Source organism: Aquitalea denitrificans, from assembly GCF_009856625.1.
Lineage (GTDB): Bacteria > Pseudomonadota > Gammaproteobacteria > Burkholderiales > Chromobacteriaceae > Aquitalea > Aquitalea denitrificans.
Map to the genome: position 1 here is coordinate 3,637,707 of NZ_CP047241.1, position 16,761 is coordinate 3,654,467.

The window sequence follows — 16,761 nt, forward strand, 5'->3', positions numbered from 1 at the left end:
CCGAAGGATTACCATGGATCTGCGTAAACTGAAGAAACTGATCGATCTCGTCGAAGAATCCGGCATTGCCGAACTCGAAGTGACCGAAGGGGAAGAAAAAGTCCGCATCACCCGCGTATCGGCCAATACCCAGCAGATTGCCTACGCCCAGCCGATGATGCAGATGCCGATGCAAGCGCCAATGGCCGCACCGGCAGCCGCCGCACCGGTAGCCGAAGCTGCCCCGGCAGCCGCCAACAACGCCAATGCCCTGAAATCGCCGATGGTAGGTACCTTCTACCGCTCCGCCAGCCCGGGCTCCAAGGCCTTTGTGGAAGTGGGCCAGAGCGTGAATGCCGGTGACACCCTGTGCATCATCGAAGCCATGAAGCTGATGAACGAGATCGAAGCCGACCGTTCCGGCGTGGTGAAGGCCGTACTGGCCGAAGACGGCCAGCCGGTTGAATACGGCGAGCCGCTGTTCATCATCGAGTAATTCTCTCTGCCACGTTAATAGACGCCAGAGATGACAGGGGCACGACAATGCGTCGGTGCCCCTGTCGTTTGACGCGCCACCCAACGGACGTCCATACCATGTTTGAAAAAATCCTGATTGCAAACCGCGGCGAAATCGCCCTGCGCATCCAGCGCGCCTGCCGCGAAATGGGCATCAAGACCGTGGTCGTGCATTCCGAAGCCGACCGCGAAGCCAAATACGTCAAGCTGGCCGACGAGTCGGTCTGCATTGGCCCGGCCCCGTCGACCAAGAGCTATCTGAACGTACCGGCGCTGATTGCCGCCGCCGAAGTAACCGACGCCCAGGCCATCCACCCGGGTTACGGCTTTTTGTCGGAAAACGCCGACTTTGCCGAACGCGTGGAACAGTCCGGCTTCGTCTTCATCGGCCCGCGCCCGGAAACCATCCGCCTGATGGGCGACAAGGTATCCGCCAAGGACGCCATGATTGCTGCCGGCGTGCCCTGCGTACCCGGTTCCGAAGGTGCGCTGCCGGATGATCCGGCCGAAATCGTCAAGATTGCCAAGAAAATCGGCTTCCCGGTGATCATCAAGGCCGCAGGCGGTGGTGGTGGTCGCGGCATGCGCGTGGTGCATACCGAAGGCGCGCTGATCAACTCGGTACAGATGACCCGTACCGAAGCCGGTGCAGCATTTGGCAACCCGACTGTCTACATGGAGAAATACCTGCAGCAGCCGCGCCATATCGAAATCCAGATTCTGGCCGACGAATACGGCAATGCCATTTATCTGGGCGAGCGCGACTGCTCCATGCAGCGCCGTCACCAGAAAATCATTGAAGAAGCACCGGCTCCGGGCATTACCGACGAGCAGCGCGAGCGTATTGGCACCGCCTGCGCCGAAGCGTGCAGCCGCATTGGCTACCGTGGGGCCGGTACTTTCGAATTCCTGTTTGAAAACGGCGAGTTCTACTTCATCGAGATGAACACCCGCGTGCAGGTGGAACACCCGGTGACGGAAATGATCACCGGCGTGGACATCGTGCAGGAACAGATCCGCATTGCCGCCGGCGAAAAGCTGCGCTACAAGCAAAGCGACATCGTACTGCGCGGCCATGCGATGGAATGCCGTATCAACGCCGAAGATCCTTTCACCTTCGTACCGTCGCCCGGCAAGATCGAAAGCTATCACCCGGCAGGTGGCCCAGGCATCCGTATCGATTCGCACATCTATCAGGGCTACACCGTGCCGTCGCATTACGACTCCATGGTCGGCAAGCTGATTTCCTATGGTGACAACCGCGATCAGGCCATGGCCCGCATGCGCGTTGCCCTGTCGGAAATTTCCATTTCCGGTATCAAGACCAATATCCCGCTGCATCAGGAATTGTTCATGGATGCCGCCTTCCAGCGTGGCAGCACCAGCATTCACTACCTGGAAGAACGCCTGTCGCAGATGAAAAAGGGAGACGCATAATGGCCTGGCTGCAAGCCACCATCGATACCGATTCGGCGGTGGCCGAACGCCTGGCCGATGCGCTGATGGACGCAGGTGCACTGTCTACCGCCATTGAGGATGCGCTGGCCGGCACTGAGCTGGAACAGCCCATCTTCGGCGAGCCGGGCATGCCGGTGGACCAGTTGTGGAACCACAGCCGCATCATCACCCTGTTTGCCGAAGATGCCGATGTGGCCCTGCTGATTGCCGCCGCCTGCAATGCCTGCAAGCTGGGCATGCCGGCCTACAAGACCGAACGTGTGGAAGAGCAGGACTGGGTGCGGCTTACCCAGTCCCAGTTCGACCCCATCCGCATTTCGGACCGCTTGTGGATCACCCCCACCTGGCACGACGCCCCGGCCCCGGATGCAGTCAATCTGCAACTGGACCCGGGCCTGGCCTTCGGTACCGGCAGCCATCCCACCACGCGGCTGTGCCTGCAGTGGCTGGATGCACATGTTGCCGGTGGCGAAAGCGTGCTGGACTACGGCTGCGGCTCCGGCATCCTGGCCATTGCCGCGCTCAAGCTGGGTGCAGGCAGTGCCGTGGGTGTGGATATCGATGCCCAGGCCGTACGCTCCAGCCGCGACAATGCCGACCAGAACAATGTAACCGCCACCTTCTGCCTGCCGGATGCCAATCCGGCTGCCCAGTACGACGTGGTGCTGGCCAACATCCTGGCCAATCCGCTGCGCATGCTGGGTCAGCTGCTGGCCAGTCACGTGAAAACCGGTGGTAAGATCGTGCTGTCCGGCATACTTGCCGAACAGGCCGATGAACTGTCTGCGATCTATGCGCAGTGGTTTACCATGGACACCCCGGTGTTCGATGAAGGCTGGACCCGACTGACAGGAACCAGACGCCCAAGCGTATGAGCTATACGACACAGTGCCCCAGTTGCCAGACCCGTTTCAAGGTTAACGACAAGCAGCTATCTGCCGCCAACGGACTTGTCCGCTGCGGGCGCTGTGCGCATGTATTCAACGCCACCGAGCATTTTGTCAGCCCGGAAGCCATTACTCCACCTTCTCCAAGCCCGGCTCCGGCTGCCATTGCGCAGCCAATAGCCCCTCCGGCCGCGGCCAACCCGCCGCCAGCGCCGCCGGCAGCAGACCCGATGGACGACTTCGAGCTGGAGCTGCCGGATTTCGATCCCCAGACGGCAGCCAGCGAGAGCCCTGCCGACAGCTTCAGCCTGGATATCGCGGCACCCGATATCACACCGGAAACCACTGCAGCAGATGCCAGCAGCGAAGCGGAAGAATTCCAGCGCGCCCTGGCTGAAGCATTGAAGACGCGTAACAGCACGCCGCCGGCAACAGCTGCCTATGGCAATGCACCGGATGCAAACGAAGAAGCCCCGGATCTGCCCGATGTTTTCGGCAAGCAGCGCCGCTCGGCTGAAACCGCTGATCCTGATGAAGCCATCGCGCCTCCAGCCCCTCCGGAAACCATCTTTACCCGTCCGCAGCCTCATCCGCCAGCAGAACAGACGACACCGGAGTTTCCAGAAGACACTACCGATCAGGAAGCAAAACCACGCAAACCCCTGCTGACGGTAATCATGGCCTTGCTGGCCGTCATCGGTGGCATTTTGCTGGCCGGTCAGCTGGTCTATTTCAACCGCACGCGCATTGCTGCCGAAGTACCGGAATCCCGTCCGGCACTCGAAGCTTTCTGCGGCATTGTCGGTTGCAAGGTCCCCTGGCCCAGCGATATCGGCCAGGTCCGCACCGAATGGTCCGAACTGGCCTTCGTCCCCGAACATGCCAACCTGATCCAGCTATCAGCCACGCTGAAAAACCATGCCGCTTTCGCGCAGAGCTACCCGATGCTGGAAGTTTCGCTGAAGGATGCCGATGACCAGGTACTGATTCGCAAAGTGTTTTCACCCAAGGAATACCTGAAGGCCGATGACCTCAAATTGCAGCGCTTCAATGCCAACAGCGAGGTGAAGATCACCATGCGGCTGGATATCGGCAAAGTGCGTGCCATGGGCTACAGCCTGTACTGGTTCTATCCCTGAAGTCGCCTCGACGTGAAAAAAGCGGCTTCAGCCGCTTTTTTTGCATCCCTGATCAAGAAATCCCGGATTCTGCCTTGTATTTGCCCACATGCTGTCCACCATGAAAGAACAAGGAGGCAGCATGAACGATTTCACATTGCTCTATGGTGATGACACCATCCCGGTAGAAGGTGCATTCCCTCAGACCGGACAATACCTGCCCAGCTTCATGCTGGTGGACGACCACAAACGCGACGTGGCGCTGGAGGCTTTTGGCGGCAACCCGAAAGTCATCATTACCTTGCTATCGGTTGACGAGAAGGAGCACGGCGGACTGGCGCTACTGCAGGATACCCGTCGCTTTCTGGAAGCCTGGCCGGAACTGTCGGTAATTGTCATCAGCGTAGACTCCCCATCCTCGCTGCTGCGTTGTCGGCACGAACACGGCCTGCCAGGGGTCACCCTGCTCTCCACTCTGCGCGGCAGGGATTTCCACAAGCAGTATGGCGTACTGGCCATGGGCTATCCGCTAAGCGGCTATACCGTGCCGTCCATCCTGATTGCCGATGGCGACAACCTCATCCATTACGCCGAACGCTTGCACAACAGCAGTGGCCGCTTCAACCAGCAGGCAATTGCGGCCTTACTGGCAGCCGAAAGTGCACCGGATACCAGCCCAAGCCCGCCAAACGACTGAGGCCCTTGCGGCCATTGCCATCACCAACACGACAGCGGGGCTGCAATGACCAATTGCAGTCCCCTAAGTTTCCTAAAATTAAACACTATAGGTAAACAAATGATTAAATAAACTGATATTTATTGAAAAATAAATGGTCAATATACTGAACCCAAGCTGTAAGACACAGCAGTTAACGCACTCAGCAAGGAGCACAGTATGAAAACCCTGGCCATCGCCCTGATTACCCTGATTACCAGCAGCGCAGCATTTGCCCATGATGTAGACAACAACCCGCCGGCACCGGCTACCATCAGCGCCTGGCAGGCCGAACAGCAAGCCATCAAGAACGACTTTGCCAAGCTGCCGGCAGCCGAGCAGCAACGCATCCAGAAGATCAATGCCTACTGGGATGCCCAAAGCCTGCGTGAAAACCAGCGCACCCACTGAGCCGTCACCGGCCTCACCGCCAGCCAACTCTGGCGGCATGAAAAAAGCCTCCATCACGGAGGCTTTTTCAGTCATGGCGGCACACCATCATTCAAGCACGCCACCACCTTCGGATTTGGGCGCTCGGCTAAGCAGGCCCTCCACCACGCGGTGGGGTTCATTCCCTTGGTACAGCAAGCCGCATACTGCTGCGGTAATCGGCATTTCCACTTCCAGCCGCTCTGCCATGGTCAGCACTTCACGGGCGGTACTCACCCCTTCGGCCACATGGCCCAGTTCCGCCAGAATGACATCCAGCGATTTGCCTTCCGCCAGCTTCAGCCCCACCTGACGGTTGCGCGACAGCGCCCCGGTGCAGGTCAGAATCAGGTCTCCCATGCCGGCCAGGCCCATCATGGTGTGCTGGCTGGCACCCAGTGCGCTGGCCAGGCGGGTGATCTCGGCCAGACCACGGGTAATCAGCGCGGCACGGGCATTCATGCCAAAACCCAGACCATCGGCCACCCCGGTGGCAATGGCCATGACATTTTTCACCGCCCCGCCTACTTCCACGCCCACCAGATCATCGTTGGCATACAGTCGCAGCAGGGGGCTGTGCAGTTCGCGGGCGATGCGGCGGGCAAACTCGCCATCATCGGCCGCAATGGTGACAGCAGCCGGCAGGCCTTCGGCCACCTCGCGGGCAAAGCTGGGGCCGGAAAGCACGCCGCAGGGATGATCGACCGGCAGCTCTTCCGCCACCACCTGGTGCGGCAGCAGACTGGAGCCGGCTTCAAAGCCCTTGCAGGCCCACAGGATGGGCGGCAGTTCCGATGACAGCGCCGTCAGTGCCCGCAGCGTAGGGCGCAACCCCGCGATGGGCGTGACGATAAGAATCAGTTCGGCACCCTGAATGGCACGCGGCAATTCCGCGGTCAGGGTGATGGAGTCGGGAAAGGGGCAATCCGGCAGATAGCGACGGTTGACGCGTTCGGCTGCCAGTTCGGCCATCTGCGCGGCATCCCTGCCCCACAGGCTGACAGCATGATGGCGCGCAAATGCCAGCGCCAGCGCACTACCCCAGGCACCGCTCCCCAATATGGCCAGTTTCATGGTTTACAAACCCCACAGGTCGCTGATGCGGGCATAGCCGCTGCTGCCATCGCGGTGCTTGATGCGCACCCAGCCATCTTTCGGCGCTTCCTGCCATTGCAGCACGCCATCGCGGGCAACCGAGAACAAGGGCTTGCCATCGGCTGCGGGGCTGTCGCGCACCACGGCCTGATCGGCGGTCACCAGCAGCCAGCGCTGGCCGGAAAGTGCCGCCAATGGAATCCAGGCGATACCGCCGGTAGCGTCGCGTACGCGCGACCATTCCTTCTGGCTGGACAGCACTTCGACCGGGTAATAGCGACTGACCACGAACAGTTTTTTGGCGCTCAGCGCGGGCGCCTCGTACAGCGCCACGCCGGTTTCCTTGACCGAATGGAACTCCAGTGCCTGTGCCGGCAGGGACATCAACCCGGCCAGCATGGCTGTGACAGTGACGAGGCGGCGCAGCATCAGGCGTTGCCGGCTTCGGCTTGCTGGGCACGCTGCTGCATGTACAGCGCCTCGAAGTTGATCGGCGACAGCAGTACCGGCGGGAAGCCAGCGCGGTTCACCAGATTGGAAACGGTTTCGCGGGCATACGGGAACAGGATGTTCGGGCAGGCAACGCCCAGAATGGGTTCGATATCGTCAGCCGGTACGTTTTCGATGCGGAAAATGCCGGCTTCGGTCACTTCGCACAGGAACATGGTTTTTTCCGGCAGCTTGGCGGTAACGGTAACGGTGAGGGCAACTTCGAAAAAGCCGTCGTCAATCTGCTTGCCTTCGCTGGCCAGCTGCATGTCGATTTCCGGCTGGGCGGCTTCCAGATAAACCTGGGGAGCGTTCGGCACTTCCAGGGACAGATCTTTTACATAGATTTTTTCGATGGAAAATACCGGTTGCAGCTCTTGTTGTTCGCTCATGTCTTGTCTCGCACGGGGCCGTTACACAACGGCCGGTTGGTCAGGAAATCAAGCACGCATCATCGCATGAAAGCACGACGTGCTGCCAGAGGGTGGCAAGCGGATTCGGCGGCTTGCCGGACGGGGCTTGATGCCGGTCAATCTGCCAGCAGTACTTCCAGCTTGCCGGCCTGGTTCAGCGCAACCAGATCGTCGCAACCACCCACATGGGTTTCGCCGATATAGATTTGCGGCACGGTGCGGCGGCCGGTACTGCTCATCATCCGGTCGCGGGCTTCCGGGTCCAGATCGATGCGGACTTCCTCGATATCGCTCACGCCTTTGCTGGCCAGCAATTGCTTGGCACGGATGCAGTAAGGGCAGACTGCCGTGGTGTACATGGTGACGTGTTTCATGAAAAACCTGTTGATGCGTGGTGGGTTCAGGGTTGCATTATAGCGTCTGGCGCTGGCAGCGCGCTGCTGTCTGGCACGCTGCGGTCAAAGCGGTGGATGAGGTCGGTAACAATGCCGTCCAGGGCCGGTCCCATCGCCAGTGCGCGCGGGCTGTTGACGATGGCCACAATGGCCAGCCTGCGGCCGTCGGCAGCCTGCCAGTAGCCGGCCAGTGCCTTTACATCCTTCAGCGTACCGGTTTTCATGCGCAAACGCGGGCCGGTAGTGGCAAAGCGGCGCTTGAGCGTACCGTCTTCGCTGGCCAGCGGCAGGGTGGCCAGCAACTCGTTGCCATAGGGACCGCGGGCGGCGTTGAGCAAGACCTGTCCGAGCAAGCGGGCCGACACCCGTTCGCGTCGTGACAGTCCGCAGCCGTTCTCCAGCACCAGCGCTTCGTCGGAGATATGCTGCTCGGCCAGCAGGCGGCGCACGGCATGCTGGGCATCAGCCGGCGTATCGCCACTGCTGCCATCTTCCCGCCCCAGGGTGAGGTAGACGGTGCGCGCCATGGTGTTATTGCTGTACTTGTTGATATCGTTCAGTGCCACGGTAAGCGGCTCGGACTGGAACTGCGCCAGGGTGCGCGCCCCCGCCGGTGCGCGGCCCAGCGCCATGCCCTGCGGGCCGCTGCCACCCAGTTCGCTCCACAGGGCGGCAAAGCTTTGCGCGGCAAAGTCGTTCTGGTCCAGCACGTTTACATAAGCCTGGCTGCCATCGCAGGCCGCGGGCAGCTTGCCACTGACTTCAATCTGGCTGCCCTGCTGACGGATATGTACCCATTGGCGCACATCCGGGCAAGCAGCAGTCGTGCTACCGCCATTGCCCAGCCGGGCTTGCAGATTGACACCAGCCAAGGGGGGATCCAACACCACGCGCGGCCCGTTGTCATCATTGAAAAAGCGCAACCAGGCCACTTTCAGGCCGGTAAGGTGGGTATCTGGCTCCACGGTAAAGGATTTGCCTTCATCACCGCCAAAATTATCTGCCGTGCCTATGCTGCTAAAACCGCTCTTATCCAACAGTAGCCGGCCGGCAATCTGCCGTATGCCTCGCAGACGCAAGTCGTGCAGCAGGGTTTGCAGATTGGCCATGCCAAAACGCGGGTCTCCGGCTCCTATCCACACCAGGTCGCCTTTGAGTACACCGTTCTCCACCGGTGCAGCCGATACCAGCCGGGTAGTCCAGCGATAGCCCGGCCCCAGCCGGTTGAGTGCGGCCCAACTGGTGACCAGCTTCATGGTGGAGGCCGGATTGACCGCGGCATCAGCACGCTGGCTGGCCAGTTCGCTGCCACCTTCCACCGGTGCGGCCCAGATGGCTACTTCGTCCGGCCGCAAACCATGCAGATCCAGCGCCATGGCAGAAAGGGAAACCGCACTCAGACAACAGGCAATCCATGCTGCAGACTTCATTACATCTCCTGCGGGTCGACATCCAGCGACCAGCGTAGTCCACGCCCATGCTGGCGGGCTTCCGCGTCCAGCAAGGGGGGCAATTGATCAAGAAAACGGTGCAGAGCCTGACGGTTTGGCGATTCCAGCACCAGCTGTGCGCGCTCACGGTTGGCCAGCCGCACCATCAAGGCCGGGGCTGGTCCTGAAATCAGCACCTCGACAGCGAGTGCCTGCACCTGTGTGCGCACGCGGCTAAGGAAGGCGCTGGCCTGGGCCAGTTCGCTGGCATCGGCCCGCAGTAGTGCCTGGTATACGGCAGGCGGAAAAGCGGCCATGCGGCGCTCCGCAAGCAGGCTGGCAGCAAAGCCGTCAAAATCATGTGCGACCAGTGCCTGATACAAGGGATGGTCCGGCCATTGCGTCTGTACCAGCACCTCTCCAGGGGCATCGGCCCGGCCTGCGCGCCCGGCCACCTGGGTGAGCTGGGCGAACAGCCGCTCGGAAGCACGATAGTCGGCCGAATACAAACCGCCATCCGCATTCAGCACCGTCACCAGCGACAGGGTGCCAAAATCATGCCCCTTGGCCAGCATCTGGGTGCCAACCAGCATGTCAACCTCCCCGGCATGCACCTTGCGATAGATTTCATCCCATGCTTGTTTGCGCTGGGTAGTATCGCGGTCGATACGCAGGATGCGTGCGCTGGGAAACAGGCGTCCCAGTGCAGATTCCAGCCGCTGCGTCCCCTCACCCAGCGGCTTGATGTCTGGTGCGCCGCAGTCGGGGCAGGCATGTGGCACGGGCTCTTCCCAACCGCAATGGTGACAGCGCAGCTTGCGTTCCATCAGGTGCAGCACCAGCCGCGTGGAGCAGCGCGGACAGCCACTGGTCCAGCCACAATCGGTACAGGCCAGCACCGGGGCGAAACCACGACGGTTGATGAACACCAGGCTCATTTCCCGGCGCTCCAGTCGTGCCGACAGGGCCTTGATCACCGGCTCGGACAAACCTTCGGCCAGCTTGGCGCGGCGGGTATCCACCAGCCGCACCGTGGGCAGGCGTGCCGCGCCGTGGGCGCGCTGGTTCAGCTTGAGCTGGCGGTAGCGCCCGGCCTCAACATTGGCCACGGTTTCCAGACTGGGTGTGGCACTACCCAGGATGATGGGAATCCCCGCCTGCCGCGCACGCCAGATCGCCAGATCACGGGCGTGGTAACGCAAGCCATCTTGCTGCTTGAACGAGCCGTCATGCTCCTCGTCCACCACGATCAGTCCCAGCCGTGGCATCGGGGTGAACACCGATAAACGGGTGCCGATGACGATATCCGCCCGGCCCTGCCAGGCATCCAGCCAGTTGCGCAGGCGCTCGCCATCGGCCAGCTGGCTGTGCTGTACCGCAATGCGCGTGGCGGGAAAGCGCTGGATGAATCGTTCCACCAGTTGTGGTGTCAGGTTGATTTCCGGCACCAGCACCAGCACCTGCTGACGGGCGGACAGACTCTGTGCAATGCGCTGCAGATAGACTTCAGTCTTGCCGCTGCCGGTAATGCCATGCAACAGCCAACACTGGAAACCGGATGGCTGGGCAGTAAGCGCAGCCAGTGCAGCCTGTTGCTCATCATTCAGCAACGGAGCCTGGCCAAGCTGCAAGGGCTGGGTTTCCGGGCTGACTCGTCTGATACGCTCTTCGGCCAGCCAGTCAGCCAGAATCCTGCCCGCCTGCGGTGTCACTTGCCGTGCCTGCGCCTGTGTCAGCGGCCCGTCACCCAAGGCCTGCCACAGGGCCAGCCGGGCCCGCTGCCGGGCAGGAGGTGGCTCTGCCTGACCCAGCACAGTCAGGGCGAAGGGGCGTTCATCGGCAGGCACGATATCGCGCGCATCCCGCAAGCCGGTAGGTAGCGCAGTAAACAGGGTCTGTCCCAGTGGAAAGTGATAGTAAGCCGCGGCAAATTCCACCATGGACAGAAAGTCTGCCGGCAAGGGTGGCAGGCTATCAAAAACCTGTGCCACTTGTTTCAGCTGTACTTCCGGCAAACCCTCCGGGGGTATGCCAGTGACAACCACGCCACACAGCTGTCGCTTGCCAAAGGGAACCGCCACCCGCGAACCGGGTATGACATCAAAATGAGACAGGTAGGTAAATGCGCCAAACAGGGGCAGATCGACCACCACCTGAACTCTCTGAGAACCCACGGTAAATATTCCCTTTACACCAAACCCAATTCCGACAAGGCTTTGCGCCACCTATGCACAGAAGCTGTGGATATCTTTGTGAACAACTCGACATCCCAGCATGGAAAGGCCATTAAATCAGCATTTCCATTAGATTGCACAAAAATTAATCAGAATTATTTTCTGTTTAATTTCAACAAGTTACCGTCAATGCACTAATTTTGCCCACTGGGCTTGACAAGCAGAAGATGAGGAGGTTCCCAGTGTGAATAACTCTGAGAACACCAGTCACTACTGCTGTCAACACCCACTTTGACAGTAGGGTGCATTTCTTCGGTCACTCCTGCAGAAGCACGCCCATGGCAGCACAATACCCCACCCCATAGCCCAAGGCATCCTGGGAAAAAACTGCCTACAACAGTAAATAAATTTGAAATAAGACAGGAAAGCGCTGTTTGAATTTTATAAATGACAAACAGACCGGGTGATGTCCACCCGGTCTGCCAGATTGACTTACTGATGATACTGACGGGACAGACGGTGTACAGCTTCGACCAGCGCGGCTGCGTGGGCCGGGTCGGCATGCTGGGAAATACCATGTCCCAGATTGAATACATGCCCGGATCCCTTGCCATAGGCAGCCAGGATACGGCCAGCCTCGGTTTCAATGGCGGCTGGCGAACCAAACAATGCGTTCGGGTCGAAATTGCCTTGCAGGGACACTTGCTCACCCACACGGGCGCGAGCCAGGCCAATATCCGTGGTCCAGTCCAGCCCCACACAATCGGCACCGATGGCGGCGATGTCTTCCAGCCACTGACCGCCGTTTTTGGTGAACACAATCACCGGCACGCGGCGGCCATCTGCCTCGCGCTTGAGGCCGGCCACGATGCGTTGCATATAGGCCAGCGAGAATTCCTGGTAGGCAGCATGGCTGAGAGCACCACCCCAAGTGTCGAAGATCTGTACCGCCTGGGCACCGGCGTCGATCTGGGCATTCAGGTAGTCGGTCACGGTCTGAGCATTGACGGACAGAATGTGGTGCAGCAATTCAGGGCGGCTGTACAGCATGGCCTTGACGTGGCGGAAGTCATCGGAACCACCCCCCTCGATCATGTAGCAAGCCAGGGTAAAGGGGCTGCCGGAAAAGCCGATCAACGGTACGCGGCCATCCAGTGCCTTGCGGATGCTGGATACGGCATCGAATACGTATTGCAGTTTGTCCAGCACAGGCACGCTCAGCGCGCGGATGGACTGTTCGTCATGCAGCGGACGTTCGAACTTGGGGCCTTCCCCCTCGGCAAAGTACAGGCCCAGGCCCATGGCATCCGGCACGGTGAGAATGTCGGAAAACAGGATGGCAGCATCCAGCGGAAAGCGCTCCAGCGGCTGCAGAGTGACTTCGGTGGCAAAGTCAGGGCTGGTACACAGGCCCATGAAGCTGCCGGCACGGGCGCGGGTGGCGCGGTATTCCGGCAGATAGCGGCCGGCCTGGCGCATCATCCAGATGGGCGTGTATTCAACCGGCTCCTTCAGGAGCGCACGCAGGAAGGTGTCATTCTTGAGCTGGGTCATGTCGGTATCGGCTTGCTAGCCTGGGATAATGAAAGTCAGCCGGCATTATACCCATCCCTGCCTTGCGCAGGGGTATTACCGGCAGACTGGTCGTTGGCAAGACACGCCACTGTCCGGCACACATCTGGCGGACGAACCCTCCATCCCAGCACAGACCGGCCGCGGAAAAATGCTGCGGCAAGGCCTGCCAGCCCAGTTGGGGCCAGCGCTGATGCACGCCGCGCAGATGGCTGTTGAGCACGCACAAGCCAAGCCAGCGGGGCAAGACCAGATTGGCCGCCTGCCGCGCACAGCCCAGCGGCTGGCCGGCAAAGCAGACATGGTCGGTCAGTGAAATCAGCATGGCCCGCAGCCCCAAGGCCAGCCACAACATCCAGTGATGCTGGCCGTACACCAGCAAGGACAAGCCAGGCAGCAAGCAGGCCAGCAGGGCATCCATCCGCGCAAGCTGCAGTTGACCGCTTGCCTGCATGCGGCGGCACAAGCGTGGCCACAGCGGAACCCGCCTTGCCAGCCAGCCCCAGCGGGCGGCAGACGGGTAACACAGCAACAGCAGGCTGCCGCCCCAGGCCAGCAGATATGCCCCGCCACACAGGCGCAGACACAGCAGCAGCTGGCGGCGGCGGGCATGTTCCAGCCCCGGCTCGTAGACCTCTACCCGGCATAGTTCAGTACGGCTGTAGCGGTGATGCAGCTGATGCGCCTGGCACCAGACGGCGAAAGGCAGGCCCAGGCTGATGGCCAGCAGCCGACCGGCCAGCCGGTTATAGCGCCGCGATGGCAACAGGCGGCCATGCGCAGCTTCGTGCAGCAGCTGCCAGCGCAAGGGGATAAGCAGAAGTGCCGCCAGCAACAGCAAGCCATAAGCCGGGTGCAGCCAGGCCATGGCCAGTGGCACCGCCACCAGCTCCACCAGCCACAGCCGCATGGCCAGCAGCAATAGCAACAGATTCGTGCGCAAGGGAATACGGGGAAAGGGCATCAGCACTCCGGCGACCTGGTTGGCCCCCAGTCTGCGGGCTTTGCATGAAAGGCATATGACGTCGCCAGGCAAACCCGCACCATCAAAGCCAGCCGCTCAGCCCCAATAGTGCGCCACCGGCCAGCAGCCACAGCGGATTGATGCGCGTGCGCCATGCCAGCAGGGTGGATGCAGCACACAGCAGCCAGCCACTCGGGTGCTGGTTGGCCGCCTCGCTCATCAGCATGGCACTGCCGGCCACCAGACCGATGGTAAGCGGTGCAAGCCCGCGCTCGATGGCACGCCGCCAGGGCGAGGCATGAAAGCGCTGCCACAGCCGGGCCACGTAATAGCACAGCAGTGAGGACGGACCACACATGCCAACGGTAGCCACCAATGCACCGGCCAGCCCGGCCACCTTCCAGCCGATCAGGCTGACCACCAGCACATTGGGGCCAGGCGCGGCCTGGGCGATGGCAAACAGGGCGGCAAACTCCTGGCCCGTCATCCAGTGATGGCTTTCCACCACGTAGTAATGCATTTCCGGAATCAGGGTAACCGCCCCGCCCACCGCCATCAGCGAGAACAGGGAAAAACTGGCCAGCAAGGACAGCAAGATCAACATCTCTCTCCTCCTTGCCGCTGGCGGCGGTGAGCCAGCCATATCGAAACCGGGCCAAGCAGCAGCAACACCGGCAGCAATGGCCAGCGCAAGATGCCGACCGCGATGAAGGTCAGCATGGCCATCAGCAAGGCCAAGGGGTGCCGTTCAATCTTCTCCCCCATGCGCAGCACCATGGCCAGCAGCAAGCCTGCCGCAGCAGACGCCAATCCATGCAGCGTGCCTTGCACATCGGGCAGATTACGGTAGTGGTCATATAGCACCGCCATGCCCAGTACGATGACCAGCGGTGCCAGCATCAGACCGGCCACTGCCAGCCCGGCACCAGCGACGCCATGAAAACGTGCGCCGATGGCAATGGACATGTTGACGATATTGGGACCAGGCAAAATCTGCCCCAGGCCGAGCAGTTCGGTAAATTCTTCTTCGGACAGCCAGCGGCGCTGCTGTACCAGCATGCGATGGGCCAGGGGCAGCACGCCACCAAAGCCACTCAGGCCGATGCTGAAAAAGCCGACAAACAGCTGCCGCCGGCTGGGTATGATGAGAGTAGGATTCATGTTGCAAGGCTAGCTTGCTCCGGTGCGCACAACAAACGAGTTTTTATGGCATTGCTTGTGAGCTAGACTCACCAGCATGAACCGTAGACTCCCACCGCTCAATGCACTGAAAGCCTTTGAATCCGCAGCCCGGCAAGGCAGCTTCAGCGCCGCAGCCGAAACCCTGTATGTGACGCACGGTGCCATCAGCCGTCAGATACAACAGTTGGAAGACTGGCTGGGGGTGGCATTGTTTGAACGTCATGGCCGCCGGGTGCGCTTGTCGGCTGCCGGACAATCCTATCTGCCCGCCATCCAGGCCGCGCTGGACGGCATTGCCGGGGCCACGGAAAAGCTGCTGGCACGCCAGCAGGGGCACCGGCTCAACATCAATGTCACCCCCACCCTGGCCATGCACTGGCTGCTGCCCAGGCTCACCCGCTTCCAGCTGCGCTATCCGGGCGTGGAGCTGCGGCTGGCAACATCCGATGCCAGCATCAACAACCAGAATGCTGATTTCGACATCGCCATCCGGCGCGGCAAGGATCACTGGCATGGTTTTGTTTCCCATGCCTTCCTCACCGAGCGGGAAATCCCGGTGTGCAGCCCGGCCTTGCTGGCACGCCAGCCCATCCACCAGGCCGCCGACCTCGCCAGCCACACCCTGCTGCATGCAGAAACCCGGCCGGTGGCCTGGTCACGCTGGCTGGCGGCAGCCGGTGTGCCTGGCCTGCAATCGGCGGCCGACCAGCATTTTGATCATTACTACCTGGCACTGCAGGCGGCGGTGGACGGGCTGGGTGTCACCCTGGGCGCACTGCCGGTGATAGAAAGCGAACTAGCCAGCGGCAAGCTGGTGGCACCGCTGGACGGACCGGAAATTTCAGTCCGTGGCTACTCTTGGGCCGTACCGCAGTCACTGGTAGGCGATGAACTGGTTACTGCCTTCTGCCAGTGGCTGGAGGAGGAAGGTGCGCAGCACTAGACAGGCCGCAGGCATGAATGGAAGGAGAGTCCGATGACACTTAGGGGTGATACCACAGCGCGGCATCCTGCAAGGGAGTGGCTGCTGGCAACAGCGGGTTGTCCAGCCGGATTTCACGGCGCTGCGCCAGAGCAAGCTGGGTAAGCATCTGGCCGTTGTAACGCTGAAACAGCTGGTTGAAACGGCCATCTTTCAATGCAAGGCGCAGGCCTTTTTCCAGCACTTGCGCCAACCGGGGTTGTTGCGGACTGACAAAGAAATACATCGCCGCCGGGTAGTGCAGCACCAGATGGCTATCGATCACCAGCCCCTTGGCTTGGGGCTGGCTGGCTTCGTTCTGCACTTCAATCACGCTGCGCGGAAAGTAGTCAAAGCGATTGCGCTGCAACATCGGAAACAGATTGCCATAGTCCTGGCTGGTCAATACTTTCAGGCCCGCATGACGCAAGATGGCAGTATCCGGCCAATCCGCCACTTGTCCTGCCAGCAGGCCAGCAAGCTGGCGGACATTGGCAATGCCTGCCAGCCGCTCTGGAGCACCAGCATTGACCAGCGCCACCCGCCAGCCCAGCAAGCCCTTGTCCAGCGGAATACGAATAGGCAGCACCTGCTGCTCCCTCTCCGTGCTGGTCATGCCCCAGAACAGGTCGATACCGCCATCGGGCTTGGCCAGTTGCACCAGTGCACGGGACTGGTTCATGGCACTGGCAGCCTGCAACTGGCAGCGCAGCCTGACCTCGTCACATGCCAGTTGCAGCAAGGCCAGCATATAACGCAGGTGGGGGTCTTCCTGACCCGATACCAGGGCATAGCGTACCAGTTGCACCGAGACATCCGCCCGACCGGGCTGGACCAGCAACAAGGACAGCAAGAATGCGGCAAGCAACTTACGCATCGGAGTCTCCCGGCCTCCCAACCCTGGATCGAAACCAGACAGGGACAGGCTAAATGGTTCTGGCTGAATGAAGGTTTCCAGTATAGGAATCTTCGTCTCAGCCAAAC

General features: G+C 60.8%; 18 protein-coding genes. 7 read left to right on the plus strand and 11 right to left on the minus strand.

Features of this window, described 5'->3' with window-relative positions; all coding sequences use genetic code 11:
- Nucleotides 1–13 precede the first annotated feature (13 nt).
- The 6 genes from accB to GSR16_RS16745 all read left to right on the plus strand — a co-directional run bounded on the left by accB (nt 14) and on the right by GSR16_RS16745 (nt 5,084).
- Nucleotides 14–475 carry an acetyl-CoA carboxylase biotin carboxyl carrier protein gene (gene accB, locus GSR16_RS16720; RefSeq protein ID WP_159879364.1) on the plus strand — a complete coding sequence of 154 codons (462 nt, stop codon included), beginning with the start codon at nt 14–16 and terminating at the stop codon, nt 473–475.
- 98 nt (nt 476–573) lie between these two features.
- Nucleotides 574–1,932: an acetyl-CoA carboxylase biotin carboxylase subunit gene (gene accC / locus GSR16_RS16725; RefSeq protein ID WP_159879366.1), complete on the plus strand. Its 1,359-nt coding sequence runs from the start codon at nt 574–576 to the stop codon at nt 1,930–1,932.
- Nucleotides 1,932–2,828, plus strand: a complete 897-nt coding sequence (prmA, locus tag GSR16_RS16730; protein ID WP_159879368.1) for a 50S ribosomal protein L11 methyltransferase — start codon at nt 1,932–1,934, stop codon at nt 2,826–2,828. Before accC ends, prmA begins: the two co-directional genes overlap by 1 nt.
- Nucleotides 2,825–3,979, plus strand: coding sequence for a DUF3426 domain-containing protein (locus GSR16_RS16735; protein WP_159879370.1), 1,155 nt, complete (start codon nt 2,825–2,827; stop codon nt 3,977–3,979). Before prmA ends, GSR16_RS16735 begins: the two co-directional genes overlap by 4 nt.
- A gap of 121 nt (nt 3,980–4,100) precedes the next feature.
- Nucleotides 4,101–4,655 carry a thioredoxin domain-containing protein gene (locus tag GSR16_RS16740; RefSeq protein WP_205677452.1) on the plus strand — a complete coding sequence of 185 codons (555 nt, stop codon included), beginning with the start codon at nt 4,101–4,103 and terminating at the stop codon, nt 4,653–4,655.
- A gap of 198 nt (nt 4,656–4,853) precedes the next feature.
- A complete protein-coding gene (locus GSR16_RS16745) occupies nt 4,854–5,084 on the plus strand; it encodes a hypothetical protein (RefSeq protein ID WP_159879372.1) in 231 nt (76 codons plus the stop codon).
- A gap of 87 nt (nt 5,085–5,171) precedes the next feature.
- Here GSR16_RS16745 and GSR16_RS16750 read toward each other — a convergent pair whose 3' ends face one another.
- The 10 genes from GSR16_RS16750 to GSR16_RS16795 form a co-directional block, all read right to left on the minus strand.
- Nucleotides 5,172–6,176, minus strand: coding sequence for an NAD(P)H-dependent glycerol-3-phosphate dehydrogenase (locus tag GSR16_RS16750; protein WP_159879374.1), 1,005 nt, complete (start codon nt 6,174–6,176; stop codon nt 5,172–5,174).
- 3 nt (nt 6,177–6,179) lie between these two features.
- Entirely contained in the window at nt 6,180–6,626 is a 447-nt protein-coding gene (locus tag GSR16_RS16755; RefSeq protein ID WP_159879376.1) for an SH3 domain-containing protein, read from the minus strand.
- Nucleotides 6,626–7,078: a protein-export chaperone SecB gene (gene secB, locus GSR16_RS16760; RefSeq protein ID WP_159879378.1), complete on the minus strand. Its 453-nt coding sequence runs from the start codon at nt 7,076–7,078 to the stop codon at nt 6,626–6,628. Before secB ends, GSR16_RS16755 begins: the two co-directional genes overlap by 1 nt.
- A 137-nt stretch (nt 7,079–7,215) precedes the next feature.
- Nucleotides 7,216–7,473, minus strand: a complete 258-nt coding sequence (gene grxC / locus GSR16_RS16765) for a glutaredoxin 3 (protein ID WP_159879380.1) — start codon at nt 7,471–7,473, stop codon at nt 7,216–7,218.
- 26 nt (nt 7,474–7,499) lie between these two features.
- On the minus strand, nt 7,500–8,924 hold the full coding sequence (dacB, locus tag GSR16_RS16770; protein ID WP_159879382.1) for a D-alanyl-D-alanine carboxypeptidase/D-alanyl-D-alanine endopeptidase: 1,425 nt from the start codon (nt 8,922–8,924) through the stop codon (nt 7,500–7,502).
- Complete coding sequence (locus GSR16_RS16775; protein ID WP_159879384.1) at nt 8,924–11,098, minus strand: primosomal protein N'; 2,175 nt, start codon at nt 11,096–11,098, stop codon at nt 8,924–8,926. Before GSR16_RS16775 ends, dacB begins: the two co-directional genes overlap by 1 nt.
- A 492-nt stretch (nt 11,099–11,590) precedes the next feature.
- Nucleotides 11,591–12,652, minus strand: coding sequence for a uroporphyrinogen decarboxylase (hemE, locus tag GSR16_RS16780; protein ID WP_159879386.1), 1,062 nt, complete (start codon nt 12,650–12,652; stop codon nt 11,591–11,593).
- Nucleotides 12,633–13,634 carry a fatty acid desaturase gene (locus GSR16_RS16785; RefSeq protein ID WP_159879388.1) on the minus strand — a complete coding sequence of 334 codons (1,002 nt, stop codon included), beginning with the start codon at nt 13,632–13,634 and terminating at the stop codon, nt 12,633–12,635. The genes hemE and GSR16_RS16785 overlap by 20 nt, the downstream gene beginning before the upstream one ends.
- Before the next feature lie 82 nt (nt 13,635–13,716).
- Nucleotides 13,717–14,238: a chromate transporter gene (locus GSR16_RS16790; protein ID WP_159879390.1), complete on the minus strand. Its 522-nt coding sequence runs from the start codon at nt 14,236–14,238 to the stop codon at nt 13,717–13,719.
- Nucleotides 14,232–14,795, minus strand: coding sequence for a chromate transporter (locus GSR16_RS16795; RefSeq protein WP_159879392.1), 564 nt, complete (start codon nt 14,793–14,795; stop codon nt 14,232–14,234). The genes GSR16_RS16790 and GSR16_RS16795 overlap by 7 nt, the downstream gene beginning before the upstream one ends.
- 76 nt (nt 14,796–14,871) lie before the next feature.
- On the opposite strand from GSR16_RS16795, the gene gcvA reads away from it, so the two are divergent.
- Complete coding sequence (gene gcvA / locus GSR16_RS16800) at nt 14,872–15,759, plus strand: transcriptional regulator GcvA (protein WP_159879394.1); 888 nt, start codon at nt 14,872–14,874, stop codon at nt 15,757–15,759.
- A 40-nt stretch (nt 15,760–15,799) separates the two neighbouring features.
- Here gcvA and GSR16_RS16805 read toward each other — a convergent pair whose 3' ends face one another.
- Nucleotides 15,800–16,654, minus strand: a complete 855-nt coding sequence (locus GSR16_RS16805; protein ID WP_159879396.1) for a substrate-binding periplasmic protein — start codon at nt 16,652–16,654, stop codon at nt 15,800–15,802.
- Nucleotides 16,655–16,761: the final 107 nt, after the last annotated feature.